General features: G+C 62.2%; 11 protein-coding genes. 9 read left to right on the forward strand and 2 right to left on the reverse strand.

All coding sequences use genetic code 11. From position 1 onward, the window contains the following. The first annotated feature begins 273 nt into the window (after nt 1-273). The 3 genes from AC5WNJ_RS02095 (at nt 274) to AC5WNJ_RS02105 (ending at nt 5,582) form a co-directional block, all read left to right on the forward strand. Complete coding sequence (locus tag AC5WNJ_RS02095; RefSeq protein ID WP_253063076.1) at nt 274-2,058, forward strand: NADH-ubiquinone oxidoreductase-F iron-sulfur binding region domain-containing protein; 1,785 nt, start codon at nt 274-276, stop codon at nt 2,056-2,058. Next, entirely contained in the window at nt 2,055-5,081 is a 3,027-nt protein-coding gene (locus AC5WNJ_RS02100; protein ID WP_495930355.1) for a molybdopterin-dependent oxidoreductase, read from the forward strand. Before AC5WNJ_RS02095 ends, AC5WNJ_RS02100 begins: the two co-directional genes overlap by 4 nt. Nucleotides 5,082-5,342: 261 nt before the next feature. Further along, nucleotides 5,343-5,582 carry a hypothetical protein gene (locus AC5WNJ_RS02105; protein ID WP_043333148.1) on the forward strand — a complete coding sequence of 80 codons (240 nt, stop codon included), beginning with the start codon at nt 5,343-5,345 and terminating at the stop codon, nt 5,580-5,582. A 141-nt stretch (nt 5,583-5,723) separates the two neighbouring features. Here AC5WNJ_RS02105 and AC5WNJ_RS02110 read toward each other — a convergent pair whose 3' ends face one another. Continuing rightward, entirely contained in the window at nt 5,724-6,353 is a 630-nt protein-coding gene (locus AC5WNJ_RS02110) for a flavin reductase family protein (RefSeq protein ID WP_495930356.1), read from the reverse strand. Between the two features lie 1,444 nt (nt 6,354-7,797). Here AC5WNJ_RS02110 and cyoA point away from each other — a divergent pair. Genes cyoA through cyoE form a run of 5 tightly spaced genes read left to right on the forward strand, consistent with a single transcriptional unit; the run spans nt 7,798 to nt 12,602 of the window. After that, on the forward strand, nt 7,798-8,766 hold the full coding sequence (gene cyoA / locus AC5WNJ_RS02115; RefSeq protein WP_495930357.1) for a ubiquinol oxidase subunit II: 969 nt from the start codon (nt 7,798-7,800) through the stop codon (nt 8,764-8,766). 3 nt (nt 8,767-8,769) lie between these two features. Then, a complete protein-coding gene (cyoB, locus tag AC5WNJ_RS02120) occupies nt 8,770-10,779 on the forward strand; it encodes a cytochrome o ubiquinol oxidase subunit I (protein ID WP_495930358.1) in 2,010 nt (669 codons plus the stop codon). A 17-nt stretch (nt 10,780-10,796) separates the two neighbouring features. Continuing rightward, nucleotides 10,797-11,408 (forward strand): cytochrome o ubiquinol oxidase subunit III, encoded by a 612-nt coding sequence (gene cyoC / locus AC5WNJ_RS02125; protein WP_495930359.1) that lies wholly within the window; start codon nt 10,797-10,799, stop codon nt 11,406-11,408. After that, nucleotides 11,405-11,734, forward strand: coding sequence for a cytochrome o ubiquinol oxidase subunit IV (gene cyoD / locus AC5WNJ_RS02130; RefSeq protein ID WP_054555337.1), 330 nt, complete (start codon nt 11,405-11,407; stop codon nt 11,732-11,734). Before cyoC ends, cyoD begins: the two co-directional genes overlap by 4 nt. A gap of 13 nt (nt 11,735-11,747) precedes the next feature. Further along, complete coding sequence (gene cyoE, locus AC5WNJ_RS02135; protein ID WP_166019784.1) at nt 11,748-12,602, forward strand: heme o synthase; 855 nt, start codon at nt 11,748-11,750, stop codon at nt 12,600-12,602. Between the two features lie 146 nt (nt 12,603-12,748). On the opposite strand, the gene gbca is transcribed toward cyoE, so the two are convergent. After that, nucleotides 12,749-14,032 (reverse strand): glycine betaine monooxygenase oxygenase subunit, encoded by a 1,284-nt coding sequence (gene gbca, locus AC5WNJ_RS02140; protein ID WP_495930360.1) that lies wholly within the window; start codon nt 14,030-14,032, stop codon nt 12,749-12,751. Nucleotides 14,033-14,652: 620 nt separating this feature from the next. Here gbca and gbcB point away from each other — a divergent pair. After that, a complete protein-coding gene (gbcB, locus tag AC5WNJ_RS02145) occupies nt 14,653-15,762 on the forward strand; it encodes a glycine betaine monooxygenase reductase subunit (RefSeq protein ID WP_495930361.1) in 1,110 nt (369 codons plus the stop codon). The last annotated feature ends 129 nt before the right edge of the window (nt 15,763-15,891 follow it).

Here is a 15,891-nt window from a genome sequence, read left to right on the forward strand (position 1 = left end):
ACCCTGGTGATTGTGTGAGGGCGGGACGAGGGCGAGTTAGCTGGATACGACGCCGACATGTGCGTGGCTGACACGCGAGTCGATTCGATGGGGGAGGCGGTTGTCGCGGCTCTGCCCGCTTTGTAGATTGCGATCTACAGTGAAGGAACCTGCTTGGCTTGTCGGGCTTGCCTGACTTCGGACACCTTTAGATGGTCGCGTCCACGGCCCAGCCAGACCGTTGTCTCGACAGAACGATCCGCCAGTTCATAACGATAACAATGTGGTGCCGCCATGACGCCTGAGACCCTGACCGAGCCGACACCTGTCGCTCGCCGCCGTTCGCGCAGCCAGTTGCGCGGTCGTCCGCTGGATGCCGAGGCCTGGGCCGAGGTACAGCGCCTGCTGGGCGATGCCCCGGCGCAGCGTGACCTTCTGCTCGAATATCTGCATGTGCTCAATGATGAGGTCGGCTACCTGATGCTGGCCCACCTGCGTGCGCTGGCCGAGTGGATGCGCCTGCCGATGGCCGAGGTCTACGAGACGGCCACCTTCTATGCCCACTTCACCTTGGTCCGCGATGGCGAGACGCCGCCCGCGGCGCTGACCGTGCGCGTCTGTGATTCGCTGTCCTGTCAGCTGGCCGGCTCCGAGGCCTTGCGCGCCGGCCTCGCCGCGGGGCTGGACCCCGAACAGGTGCGCGTGCTGCGTGCGCCCTGCATGGGGCGCTGTGACAGTGCGCCGGTGGCGGAGGTCGGGCATTGCCATCTGGTCCACGCCAGCGTGGAAGGCGTCACGGCGGCGATTGCCGAAGGCCATGTGCATGCCGCGCCGGCTGCGAGTCTTGCCTATCCGCGGCTGGCACAATATCGCGCCAGTGGCGGCTATGGGCTGCTTGCCGCGCTGGAGGGCGGTGAGGTCAGCATCGAGGACCTGGCGCAGATGATCGAGCAGGCCGGTCTGCGTGGCCTGGGCGGGGCGGGCTTCCCGACGTTTCGCAAGTGGGGCTTCGTGCGCGCCGAGGCCGGGCCGCGCTACTGCGTGATCAATGCCGATGAAGGCGAGCCTGGCACCTTCAAGGACCGCTGCTATCTGGAGCGTGAGCCGCACACCTTCCTCGAGGGCGCGCTGGCCAGTGCGCATGCCATCGAGGCCGAGGCGCTCTACATTTATCTGCGCGACGAATACCCGACCCTGAATGAGGTGCTGCGTGAGTGCATCGCGGAGCTGGAAGCCGCAGGCCTCGTCGCGCCGGGTTATATCCAGCTGCGGCGTGGCGCCGGCGCCTATATCTGTGGCGAGGAATCGGCGCTGATCGAGTCGCTGGAAGGCAAGCCCGGCAAGCCGCGTCAGCGTCCGCCCTTCGTGGCCCAGTGCGGTCTGTTCGGTCGCCCGACCCTAGTCAACAACGTCGAGACGGTCTACTGGATCGCGCGGCTCCATCGCGAAGGCCATGACCACTACGTCGCGGCCGGGCGTCAGGGACGGCAGGGGCTGCGCAGCTTCTCGCTCTCCGGGCGCGTCAGACGCCCGGGCATGTATCTGGCACCGGCCGGCATCACGCTCAATGAGCTGGTCGAGGAATACGGCGGCGGCATGGCCGACGGCCATCGTCTGCGTGCCTATCTGCCCGGCGGTGCCTCCGGCGGCATCCTGCCGGCCAGCAAGGCTGACCTGCCGCTGGATTTCGACACCCTGCAGGCCCACGGCTGCTTCATCGGGTCGGCCGCGGTGGTGGTGCTGTCGGATAAGGACGATCTGGCGGTGGTGGCGCGCAATCTGATGAGCTTCTTCATGGACGAGTCCTGCGGCCAGTGCACGCCGTGTCGTGTCGGCACGCGCCAGATGCTGGCGGCGCTTAGCGGCGATGAGTGGGATGAGACGCTGCTGAAGCGCTTGTCGCAGGTGATGATGGACGCCTCGATCTGCGGGCTCGGTCAGGCCGCGCCCAATCCGGTGCTCGGCCTGCTCAAGGATTTCCGCCAGACCCTCGCGGATGGTGGGGTGCGCCTGATCGCCACGAGCGATACGACCGACGCCACGAGCCATGCGGCTGACGCCACGGGAGGTGAGGCATGAATGCGCTGACAGGGTTGGGCAACTCATCCTCGGATGATCAGCCGCTGCGCGAGGATGGTTTCACCATCACGCTGGATGGCGCCGAGGTGACGGCCTATCCCGGCGAGACGCTGTGGAAGATCGCCAAGCGTGCCGGCGAGACGATTCCCCATCTCTGCTACAGCGAAGCGCCGGATTATCGCGGCGATGGCAACTGTCGCGCCTGCATGGTCGAGATCGATGGCGAGCGCACCCTTGCTGCCAGCTGTATCCGCGAGGCGCGGGCGGGCATGGTGGTGCGCAGTGCCAGTTCACGGCGTGCCGGCGAGGCGCGCGCGATGGTGGTGGAGCTGCTCGCCGCCGACATGCCCGCCGAGGCGCACAACCCCGATGTCAGCAGCCACTTCATGGCGATGGCCGAGCTGCTGGCGGTGGATGTCGGGCACGCGCGCGAGACCCTGGGCGGCGCACGCGAGACGGTCCGCGAGTGGCTGGGGGAGACCGTGGAGGAGTGGTTGCCGACGCAGGCCAGCGCGCTTGATCACTCCCACACCGCGATGGCGGTCAATCATGACGCCTGCATCAGCTGTGGCCTGTGCGTGCGCGCCTGTCGCGAGGTGCAGGTCAATGACGTGATCGGGCTGGCGGGGCGCGGCAGCAATACGCGCATCGTGTTCGATCTCGAGGACCCGATGGGCGACAGCACCTGCGTCGCCTGCGGCGAGTGCGTGCAGGCCTGCCCGACCGGCGCCCTGATGCCCGCCGCCCAGGTGGATGAGCAGGGCCATGGCGACAGCGCCGCCGTCGATGAGCGCGTCGCCTCCATCTGTCCGTACTGCGGCGTGGGCTGTCAGCTGGAGTATCAGGTCAGTCGTGGCAGCGGCGAGGCATTGAGTGTCGAGGGCCAGCCGGTTGCGACCCTGGCGGATGCCCAGCAGGGCATGGCGGACGGCGACTCCCTCAAGACTGACAAGCGCTGGCAGCGCGTCGCGGATACGCGGCTGGACAACATCATTGCGGTCAGTGGCCGCGATGGGCCCTCCAACCACGGCCGGCTGTGCGTGAAGGGGCGCTTCGGCTTCGATTATCCGCGCCATCCGGAGCGCCTGATCCGCCCCCTGATCCGCCGTGACGGTGTGGCCAAGGGGCTGGATGCGAACTTTGACCCCGCACACCCGCTGACCCACTTCCGTGAGGCCAGCTGGGACGAGGCCCTCGAGGTCGCGGCCGAGGGGCTCATGCGCCTCAAGCGCGCGCATGGCCCCGACAGCCTGGCGGGCTTCGGCAGCGCCAAGTGCACCAACGAAGAGGCGTGGCTGTTCCAGAAGCTGGTGCGCACCGGTTTCGGCTCCAACCATGTCGATCACTGCACGCGCCTGTGTCATGCAAGCTCGGTGGCGGCGCTGATGGAAGGCGTCGGCTCGGGCGGCGTGAGCGCCTCCTTCATGCAGGCCGAGCAGTCCGACCTGATCGTGCTGACCGGCTGCAACCCGGGCGTCAATCATCCGGTGGCGGCGACCTTCTTCAAGCGCGCCGCCAAGCGTGGCACGCGCATCGTCGTGATCGACCCGCGTGCGCTGGCGCTGCGTCGTCAGGCGCATCGCTCGATCCAGTTCACGCCGGGGGCGGACGTGGCGCTGTTCAATGCCATGCTCAATGTCATCATCAGCGAGGGTCTGGCCAATCAGGCCTATATCGAGGCGCATACCGAGGACTTCGCCGCGCTGGCGGAGCATGTCGCGGCGCTGACGCCGGAGGCGATGTCGCCGCTGTGTGGCGTGGCGGCAGAAGAGATTCGCGCCGTGGCCCGCGAGTACGCGACCGCCAGGCGCGCGATGATCTTCTGGGGCATGGGCATCTCGCAGCACACCCACGGCACCGACAACGCGCGCTGTCTGATCGCGCTGGCGCTGGTGTGTGGTCATGTCGGGCGTGAAGGCACCGGCCTGCACCCGCTGCGCGGGCAGAACAACGTCCAGGGTGCCTCGGATGCCGGGATGATTCCGATGGTGTTCCCCGACTATCAGCCGGTGGGCGACACGGCGGCGCGCGAGCGACTGGAAGCGTTGTGGCAGACCCCGCTCTCGGCGACGCCGGGCCTGACGGTAGTGGAGATCATGCACGCCATCCACGCCGATCAGATCCGCGGCATGTACATTCTCGGCGAGAATCCGGCGATGTCGGACCCGGATCTCGAACATGCGCGCAGCGCGCTGGCGCGTCTGGAACACCTGGTGGTGCAGGACATCTTCGTCACCGAGACGGCACAGTTCGCCGATGTGGTGCTGCCCTCGTACGCCTGGCCGGAGAAGGACGGCAGCGTCACCAATACCAACCGGCAGGTGCAGCGCGGGCGGGCGGCACTGCGCGCCCCGGGCGAGGCGAAGCCGGACTGGTGGATCACCCAGCAGCTGGCGCGGCGCATGGGGCTTGACTGGGATTACGCCGGGCCGGAGGAGATCTACGCCGAGATGCAAAAGGGCATGGATTCCCTCGACAACATCGACTGGGCGCGGCTCTCCGAGGAGAACTCGGTGACCTATCCGTGCCTGACGCCGGGAGGCGAGGGCGAGGATGTGGTGTTCGGCGAGGGCTTCCCGCGCGCCAGCGGCCGTGCCCGCTTCGTGCCGACCTGGCCCACGCCGCCGGATGAGACGCTGGATGACGACTATCCGACGGTGTTGACCACCGGTCGTCAGCTGGAGCACTGGCATACCGGCTCGATGACGCGCCGCGCGGCGGTACTCGACAATCTCGAGCCGGCCGCCGTGGCCACGCTCAATCCGGTGGAGCTGGAGCGCCTGGGCATCACGCCGGGCGAGCCGCTCTCGATCACCACGCGACGTGGCCAGATCACCCTCGCTACCCGCGCCGATCCGCTGACACCGGCCGGCATGGTCTTCGTGCCCTTCTGCTACGCCGAGGCCGCCGCCAACCTGTTGACCAATCCGGCGCTCGACCCGGTGGGCAAGATTCCCGAGTTCAAGTACGCCGCCTGTCGTCTGGCCAAGGCCGAACCCGCCTCGGCGGGTGTGGAGAGCTGAAGCGGACATGTGAGGTGGACATGGCAAGCGGGCTGGACCGAGCGGACAGATCGAGGCAATAGACCGCAACCGAGCCAGACGCGCCTGACGCAAATGCCTACGCCAGTGGCGTGGGCAGGCACGCAGAGGGCGCCCCGGTCTGACCAGAATGTCGGAGACAGCCCGTCGTGCATTTCGGCTATCCTCACAAGGGCGATGCTCAGAACAGAGTGGGTCAATACCAATGACAATGCCCGCCGTCAGCGAGCAAGGAGAATGACGATGATGATCGTGGAGCTGATTGATCACGAAGACTTTCGTGAGCGGCTGGTGGCGCTTGGCGTGCAGATTTCCGAGCATGCCTGCGCGGACACCTGCGCACGCATGGCACTCAGAAAGCATGCCGAGGTGGGTGTGCCGGGCTTGCAGGAACTGGTGCGCGAGCTGGTGATGCACTCCGATATCCTGCTGCCGTCGGTGCGCCAGGCGCTGGACAAGTATCTGCTGCCCGGGCTTCGCTAGGCGCGCGCCGGGAAGATTGCGCGCCACGCACTGACACCGTTTACCTGATGTACACAAGGGCCTGTCGACTGACAGGCCCTTTTGCGTATGGGAGGCTCATCATCGAAAAGGGCGGAGTAAATGTCTCTGCACCTGCGTCCGTTACTCGGGGCGCTCCAGGCTGAACAGGCTATCCGTGCGTGCATAGTCACTGCCGGCCATGCGCCCGATGGCACGCAGTACCGAATTGTCGACATGCCGTCCATCCCAGACCGCTTCATCGGCATGCACCACCACTACCTCGGCCAGCACCAGTGAACCGGCCAGCGGTTGATCACCGAACGAGATGATGTCGCGCAGTCGGCAGCCGAAGGCGATCGGGGCGCCCTCCACGCGCGGAACCGCAAGCGGCGGCATGGCCACCTTGTTCAGGCCGGCATGGGTGAACTCATCCTCGTCGGCCGCGAGGCTGGCGCTGGTGAGGTTGAGCGCCTCGCTCATCGCCTCGCCACCGATGTGAATGACGCACTCCGCCACCTGCCCGAGGTTGTTGAGGGTGTCCTTGGTCTTGCCTTCGCCATTGCGCAGCGGGCTGAAGGCGAGCACCGGCGGATTGATGCTGGCGATGGTGAAGAACGAGAAGGGCGCGAGATTGGTGTTGCCTGCCGCATCGATGGTCGATACCCAGGCGATCGGTCGAGGTGCGATGCTGCCCGATAACAGGCGATAGAGGGTGCCCGCGGGAAGCTGGTCGGCGGCGATGAGGGGATGCGTGGTCGAGGAGGCAGTCATGGTGAGGGTCTCGTTGCAGGGCTCTGGTGGTAGGGCCGATGTCATAGAGCTGTCATTGCGGAGTTGTTGTTATGGAGCTGTCATGGCAGAGCCTGCGTCGCAGGGCATGGCGCTCGACCCGCTCAGGCAGCATCTCGCACGGCGACTGACATTCGAGAGAGTGAGAGCCTGGCAGGTCAGGTGACTGCCGGACCAAGAGCTCGCGAATCTGGCCGCCTCGGCTAGCGAGGGCCGTGAATCATCGTTGATGCGGAACGAGAATCGCGCCTGGCCATAGGCCGGTGGTGCTGGTGAAGAGTGGCCTGTCTGGCCGCCGGGCGTGGAAAAGGTCTCGGGAAATTCTCCCAGATCATTGTCCCTATTTTTGGTGTGGTCAATTGTCGCAGGTCTTGACCTTTTTTGAGGGTGTTGTTCCTGACGTCTCGGTCGAGTTCATTCCTTGTCTGACTCAAGTCACACAATGGGGGCGAGAAATCGGATTTTTGTGCAATTTTGGTAACCATTGAGTTTCTGTAATGTGTTTATTTGTGTATTTTTTATGATGTCGGGCCGGGTGTCATCTGGCAGAAAGGTGGTGAGTCAGCGGAAATGAATGACGGAAAATGACAGCCATCAAGCCATTTGGTTCGGCATTGATCATGAGAATGGCATGCCAAGGTTGCGAAAAAGCGTCCCCTGTTGATCGAGGGTGTCAGTATCATGCGAGACGCATCATGGTGCATTTACCTGTCAGATCATGATCGATAATGCTGCATGTTTCTCGCCAATGAATGCCGACGTCACTTGAGTATCATGTCGGGAAAATGCCTCTCGCGCCCTGGTTGGGAGAGTACTTCAGTCACTTTTGAAAGGCTAAAGAGCAGTTTTTTTGGTATTTAGTGTCGATATTTGGTTATTTTTTGGTTTTTAATTGCGCAACATCGTATGACGGCAGTGATTGCTTCGATATCGCGTGATGCGCCGATGTTCAGGACATCTGCGGTGATGCACTGAATTATGGCGCGACAAGGTCGTGATTCTCTCGGGCATCATCAGGCACGGCAGGGGGGGCTGGCATTGTGGAGAAGGCTGGCGATTGAGGTTCTGTCTGTTCCTGCAGGGCATGCACTGTCGCGACATCATCGCGGTGTGTGTCGGCTTTGCCACCCGATCCCGCTGCCTGCCCCCCCCTGGAGCGTGAGAGAACTCATGCCGCTCAAGGCATGATTGGCGCGCGCCGGATGGCCGAAGTCATCCGCATGTGGCCCCTGGTGCGTCATCGTGCCCCGTAGTCAGCCCCCCTGTCTTTTCTCTATCCTGTGCCCGCCTGCGGGAAATCTTCTGATTTCGTTCGAACGATCGACGGCTTCCTGTTGGTCATTTCTTCGAACGCTGTGTTCCACATGTGGGCTCGTCATGACGTCATGGCGTGTTCCAACGAGGTCGTGAGATGAGAAAAAGCCTAATGCGGGGGGCTCTGCGGGGACTCCCTATCCTCGCGGGATTATTGATGCTGTCCGGCTGTGACGCCGTACTCTTCGATCCCAAGGGGCCTATCGGTGAATCCGAAAAGTCGCTGATCCTGACTGCTACCTATCTGATGCTCGTGGTCGTTATCCCGGTCATCTTCATGACGCTGTGGTTCGCCTGGCGCTATCGCGATACCAAGCAGAGCAAGGCGACCTACACGCCCAACTGGGCGCATTCCACCAAGATCGAGATCGTGGTCTGGGGTATTCCCTGCATGATCATCCTCGCGCTTGGCATCCTGACCTGGAAGAGCACGCATGAGCTGGACCCGCGTGCCGAGATCGTCGACGGCGGTGAGCCGGTCGAGGTGCAGGTCGTGTCCATGGACTGGAAGTGGTTGTTCATCTATCCGGAGCAAGGCATCGCGACGGTCAATGAACTGGCCATGCCCGTGGATCGTCAGGTTCGCTTCCACATCACATCCGACACGGTGATGAACTCGTTCTTCGTCCCGCAGCTCGGTAGCCAGATCTACGCAATGGCGGGGATGGAAAACCGTCTGCACCTGATCGGCAATGAAGTGGGCACCTACGACGGTATCTCTGCCAGCTATAGCGGCGCCGGCTTCGCGGACATGCACTTCAAGGCGCATGTCATGAGCGAAGGCGACTTCGACGCCTGGATCGAGAAGGCACGCGGCAGCAGCAAGGTACTGGATGATGCTGGCTTCGCCGCTCTCCAGGAGCCGAGCGAAGACGTCGCCCCGACCTTCTATGGTCAGGTCAAGCCGAACCTGTATGAGCAGATCATGGCGCCCTACATGGACGGCATGGAGCTGGGCATGAGCGATGATCAGATGCGCCACATGAAGAAGGGTGGCATGCATCACGACAGCGCCGATCACGGCATGTCCGGTCATGACGCTTCTGGTCACGCCGAACCTGCGATGGCAACCGAGGAATAAGCAATGCTTGGAAAACTCACATTAGAGGCGATTCCGTATCACGACCCGATCATTGTGGTCGTGCTCGCGGCGGTAATCCTCGGTGGTGCAGCCCTGTTCGGGTTCATCACGGTAAAGAAAAAGTGGGCCTACCTGTGGAATGAGTGGTTCACCTCTGTCGATCACAAGAAGATCGGCATGATGTACATCATCGTCGCATTGGTGATGCTGATTCGTGGTTTCTCCGATGCGATCATGATGCGTTCCCAGCAGATGCTGGCCTCCTCCGGCGGGCACGGCTATCTGCCCCCGGATCACTACGACCAGATCTTCACTGCCCACGGCGTGATCATGATCTTCTTCGTGGCGATGCCGCTGGTCATCGGCCTGATCAACGTTGTCGTGCCGCTGCAGATCGGCGCACGTGACGTGGCCTTCCCGTTTTTGAACTCGCTCAGCTTCTGGCTGTTCGTGGTCGGCGCGCTGCTGGTCAACATCTCTCTGGGTCTGGGTGAGTTCGCCAAGACCGGCTGGCTGGCCTATCCGCCGTTGTCGGGGGCCAATTACAGTCCTGGGGTCGGGGTGGATTACTGGATCTGGTCATTGCAGATCTCCGGTGTCGGTACCCTGCTGACAGGTGTCAACTTCATCGCCACCATCCTCAAGATGCGTGCGCCGGGCATGTCCCTGATGAAAATGCCGGTCTTCACCTGGACCGCACTGTGCGCCAACATCCTGATCGTCGCGGCCTTCCCGATTCTGACCGCTACCATCGCGATGCTGACGCTCGATCGCTACCTCGACTTCCACTTCTTCACCAATGACCTTGGTGGAAACATGATGATGTACGTCAACCTCATCTGGGCCTGGGGCCATCCTGAGGTGTACATCCTGGTGCTGCCGGTCTTCGGTGTGTTCTCCGAAGTCATCTCCACCTTCTCCAAGAAGAAGCTGTTCGGTTACACCTCGCTGGTGTGGGCGACTCTCGTCATCACCATCCTGTCGTTCATCGTCTGGCTGCACCACTTCTTCACCATGGGGGCCGGCGCTGACGTGAACGCCTTCTTCGGTATCGCGACGATGATCATCTCGATCCCGACAGGTGTGAAGATCTTCAACTGGCTGTTCACCATGTACCGCGGTCGCGTCGAAATGACCTCTCCGGTGCTGTGGACCCTGGGCTTCATCGTCACCTTCACCATCGGTGGCATGACCGGCGTTCTGCTGGCCGTTCCGGGCGCCAACTACGTACTGCACAACTCGCTGTTCCTGATCGCCCACTTCCACAACGTCATCATCGGCGGCGTGGTCTTCGGTGCGATGGCCGGTATCACCTACTGGTTCCCGAAAGCGACCGGCTTCATGCTGTGCGAGAAGTGGGGCAAGCGTTCCTTCTGGTTCTGGATCACTGGCTTCTACCTCGCCTTCATGCCGCTGTACATCCTCGGCTTCATGGGCATGACCCGTCGTCTGCAGCACGTCGACAACCCGCTGTGGGTACCGTACCTGGTCGTCGCCTTCATCGGTGCTGTCCTGATCCTGATCGGTATCGCCTGCACCGTGATCCAGATCGCGGTCAGCATCAAGAACCGCAAGCAGCTGCAGGACACCACTGGTGATATCTGGGGCGGCCGTACCCTGGAGTGGAGCACCACTTCACCGGCACCGTTCTACAACTTCGCTCACGAGCCGCAGGTCTCCGAACTCGACGAGTTCTGGGAAATGAAGGAACGTGGTATCGAGCAGGAGGCCAAGAAGCCTTATGCGCCGATCCACATGCCGCGCAACGCCGCTGCTGGCGTCATCATCTCCGCCTTCAGCCTGGTGTTCGGTTTTGCTCTGGTCTGGCACATCTGGTGGATGGCCGTGGTCGGTCTGGTCGGCATGATCGCCACCTTCATCGTGCGTTCCTTCAACTACGACATCGACTACTACGTGTCCGTCGAGGAAGTGGAGCGTGTAGAGCGTGAGGGTCGCGAGCGTCGCGCCCTGCCCAGCGCCCGCACACCTAACGACACAGTGGTTCAGGGGTAATCATGGCGAATAATGCAATGACATCTCACGATGGGGCGCATGACGCCCATGACGATCACGAGCATCACGATACCAACGGCCTGAAGGTCTTCGGTTTCTGGCTCTATCTGCTGAGCGACTGCATCCTGTTCGCGATGCTGTTCGCGGGCTACGTGGTACTGAGCCAGGCGTATGCCGGTGGCCCGACGGGCGCCGAGATCTTCGAGCTGGACTTCGTGCTGGTCGAGACCGCGCTGCTGCTGGCCTCGAGCTTCACCTACGGCATGGCGATGCTGGGCATGAACCGCGGGGACAGCTCCGCGGTGATCAAGTGGCTGATGATCACCTTCGCCTTTGGCGCAGGTTTCATCGCGATGGAAATCTATGAGTTCCACCACCTGATCGTGAATGGCCATGGCCCGGACAAGTCCGCGTTCCTGTCTGCCTTCTTCACTCTGGTCGGCACCCACGGTCTGCACGTGACCGTCGGTCTGATCTGGATGGCGCTGCTGATCTTCCAGGTCAAGCAGAAAGGTCTGACGGAAGTGCATCGCGGTCGTCTGATGATGCTCAGCCTGTTCTGGCACTTCCTGGACGTCATCTGGATCTGTGTCTTCACCGTCGTCTATCTCACAGGAGTGATGCTATGAGCCATTCCAACAACGACCACAACGACAATCACGGCAGCGTCAAGCAGTACGTGACCGGTCTGATTCTCTCCATCATCCTGACCATCATCCCGTTCGGGATGGTGATGATGATGGACGATCCGGGTGTCGGCGTTATCTGGGCCATCTACGGCTTCGCCATCGCTCAGGTCTTCGTGCAGCTGTACTTCTTCCTGCACCTGGACGGCTCCAAGGAGCAGAGCTGGAATGTCATGGCCATGCTGTTCACCCTGGTGATCGTGGCAATCGTCGTTGGTGGTTCCATGTGGATCATGATCGAGCTGAATCAGAACATGATGCCCATCTGATAGCGTGAGCCTGATGATCAAGGACTACCTGCGTACCACCAAGCCGGGCATTATCTTCGGCAACCTGATCACCGTCAGCGGCGGCTTCTTTCTCGCTTCCGGTGGTGAGGTGGATTGGGCGCTGTTCATCGCCACCCTGGTCGGGGTGGCGTTGATCGTGGCCTCAGGCTGTGTGTTCAACAACTGCATCGATCGCGATATCGACCGCCACATGGCGCGTACCCAGGGCCGTGCCCTGGTGCAGGGCGATATCTCGCTGAAGGGGGCTTTCGTCTTCGGCAGCGTACTGGGTCTTGCAGGCTTCTGGCTTCTGGCCATGATGACCAACCTCATGGCGATGATCGCCGTGGGATTGGGCTTCGTGATCTACGTCGGGGCCTACAGCATGTGGCTTAAGCGTGGCTCGGTGTATGGCACCCTCATCGGCTCGCTGTCCGGTGCTGCGCCGCCAGTGGTCGGCTACCTGGCCGTCACCGGTCAGGCGGACATGGGGGCGCTGCTGCTGTTGATCATCTTCAGCATGTGGCAGATGCCGCATTCCTATGCGATTGCCATGTTTCGTGTCGATGACTATCGGGCCGCCAATATTCCGGTACTCCCGGTAGCGCGAGGCATGGAGCATGCCAAGCGTGTAGTGACGGGGTACATTGCCGGTTTCATCCCGGTGTCGCTGTTGCTGACACTCTGGGGCTATACCGGCATCTGGTATCTGGTAGTCGCGACCGTCACGGGCGGCTGGTGGCTGTATCTGGCCGCCTGGCGCCTCAAGGATCAGCCTGATGCCTCCTGGGCACGCAAGCTGTTCGGCTTCTCCATCATCATCGTCATGGCGCTCAGCCTGATGATGAGCCTGGACACGCAGCTGTAATCCAGCCGTAGTACCTCCCGGGTGACCCGCCTTCGGCGTGTTGCCCGGGGGAAAGCCAAAAAACCCGCCACCGGCTTGCCGGTAGCGGGTTTTTTCTTGCCTGTCTTTCAGAGACTCAGGTTTCGAGGACTCAAGGGCTCAAGCCCTCAGGCCAGCTGCAGATGCGGCTCCGGCTGTTCCTTGAGGGCGTCCTGAAGGCGCTCGGCATACCAGTCGACGAAGTCGACGACGCCGAACTCGAAGGTCGCCGAGTAGGGGCCGGGCTGGTAGGCGCTGGAGTTGACACCGCGCTGGTTCTCTTCCACCAGCTGACGGTCCTGATCATTGGTGGCGTCCCACACCTTGCGCAGCTTCTCGATGTCGTAGTCGACGCCTTCCACCGCGTCCTTGTGCACCAGCCACTTGGTGGTCACGCGGGTCTGGAGGGGGCCGATCGGGTCGACCTGGAAGACCACGGCGTGATCGCCCATGAAGTGGTTCCAGGAGTTGGGCAGGTTGAGGATGCGCAGCGAGCCCATGTCGGGGCTTTGCAGGCGACCCAACAGCTTCTTGCATGCTGGAGTGCCGTCCGTGGTCATCGAGACGGTGCCTTCCAGCAGCGGCGTGCGCGTCATGCGATTGCGACGACCGAAGCGCACCAGCTGATAGGGCACCTTCTCGGCATCCCAGTCGGCCTGCTTCTTCGCGACCAGCGCCTTGTAGGCTTCGGTGGCACGGGGGTCATCGGTGTCATCGAATTCCTGCAGGGTGTTGAGCAGCTCCGGGTGGGAGCCATCGCAGTGATAGCACTCGCGATTGTTCTCGATCACCAGCTTCCAGTTGCCTTCCTCGATGATGGAGGAGCTGGCCGCGACCTTGACGTTCTCCATGTCGTAGGGCTTGAGGTAGAACTCCAGCGTCTTGAAGAACGGCTCACAGTTCTCGGGCTGCTCGGCGAGGTTGATGAACAGCATGCCACCGGCTGAGCGCACGTGGACGGGGTGCAGGCCGTACTCACTGGTATCGAAGGTGGTGCCCATGTCGGAACCGGCGAACAGCAGACGGCCATCCAGCTCATAGGTCCACTTGTGATAGCCGCACACCAGCTTGGCGACCTTGCCACGCTCGGTGCTGCACAGGCGGGACCCGCGATGACGACAGACATTATGGAAGGCATGGATGGCCCCGTTGTCACCGCGCACGATGATGATCGGACTGTTGCCCACGTCCATGGTCATGAAGTTGCCCTTGAGCGGAATCTCGCTGCTGAGACCGGCAAACAGCCACTCGCGCTCGAAGATCTCCTTCATGTCGAGATCGAACAGGCGCTGATCATTGTAGAAGGGCTGGGGCAGGGTGTAGCCGGGACTGCGGGCCTGTAGAAGCCGCGCGGCGGCCTCGCGTACCGCCTGACGCTGCTGATCCTGAGCGTGTTCCAGTAAGTCGCTCATCGCGGTGTCCTCGCACGGTCGGTAGGCGCCGGGAGCAGGGTCGCCTTGGGTTGAGTGAGTGTGCTGATCATTGTTGTTGTGAAGCCGGGACAGAGAGAACGAGTGAACAGACCATTGCCGGGCAGCACCGCGAGTCGACATCAGTGCACCTATGAGTGAGTGCCGATGCATCGCGCGGTGCGTCGTCCCGTCCTGGTCGGTTCGGGTGTCGAGGGCGGCGCATGCCAGGAGGCCGCTCGCTCAACAGGATGGTCAGCGTGGAAGTTCAGGCGGCCCGCATGAGGTCTGAATGGCATTGCCACGCATGGAGCGCAGTGTGGCTGAGCTCAAGTCGCGACCTATGTCTGATGGCGACGCTCAATGATGTATTTCCGACGTCGGTTGGCTGCGCAGGACCTTCGAGGCACAGGCAGGCGCAGCGGTGAGGCGTGGGCAGGGGACTGCGGGGCGTGATTGGAGGGATCGGGCATGTTTCTGTCGTGCACGGATAAATGTCTGCCGGGCGCTGACTCGACAATCCTGAGCATGTCCCACCGTTGGCCGCGCACGCAGCGCAGGGTGGCCTGACACTGTCTCTTCACGAACATGTCTCCAAGAACAACATGCCCAGCGAGGCCTTCATGAGCACCACTCTCAGCAACTTCAATCCGGTTACGACGCAGACCTGGACCAACGGTCGACATAGCGTGCGCTGCGTGAAGGTCATTCAGGAAACCTGGGACGTGCGCACCTTCTGTTTCATGGCCGAACAGCCGGTGATGTTCTTCTTCAAGCCGGGACAGTTCGTGACCCTGGAGCTCGAGATCGATGCCCAGCAGATCATGCGCTCCTACACCATCTCCAGCTCACCGTCGGTGCCCTACAGCTTCTCGATCACCGTCAAGCGCGTGCCGGGCGGGCTGGTCTCCAACTGGCTGCACGACAACCTCAATGAAGGCGATGTGCTGGCGGTGCATGGCCCGGTGGGCAACTTCAACTGCATCGACTACCCGGCGGAACGCATTCTGATGCTGTCCGGTGGCGTGGGTATCACGCCCTTGATGTCGATGGCGCGCTGGTACTTCGATACCAACGCCAACGTGGACATCTCCTTCGTGCACAGTGCGCGCAGCCCGCGCGACATCATCTTCTGGCGTCAGCTCGAGTTCATGGATTCCCGCGTGCCGGAGTTCAACCTGCACGTCATCTGCGAGCGCTTCGAGACCGGCCAGACCTGGTCCGGCTATCGTGGCTATCTCACCGATGCGATGCTCGAGATGATCGCGCCGGACTTCATGGAACGCGAGATCTTCTGCTGTGGCCCGACGCCCTACATGAATGCGATCAAGCACCTGCTGCGCAGCCACGGCTTCGACATGAGCCGCTACCACGAGGAATCCTTCGGCGCCACGCCGGTCGAGGTCGAGGAAGAAGCCATCGAGCAGGCCGAACAGGCCGAGGTGCTGGCCGATGAACTGGACCGCTCCGATCTCATGCGGGTCGAGTTCTCCGCCACCGGCAAGTCGGTGCAGATCGCCCCGGGCGAAACCGTCCACGCCGCTGCCGCCAAGCTGGGTCTGCATATTCCCAAGGCCTGCGGCATGGGTATCTGCGGTACCTGCCGGGTACAGAAGGTCTCCGGCGAGGTCGCGATGGAACACAACGGTGGCATCACCGACGAAGACGTCGCCGAAGGCTTCATCCTGTCCTGCTGCAGTGTGCCCAATGGCGATGTGGTGATCGATTACTGATCCACAACCTGGCCTCCCGCCCTGCTGGCTTTCGCGAGCGATATTCACGGGCGGGCGCAGGCGCTGGATAAATACGCTGGCTAAATGAGAGGACATGTCGCATTCGCGCGGCTGGATGACGCAGTCAGT

The organism is Cobetia sp. PDI-23MA (genome assembly GCF_059507735.1).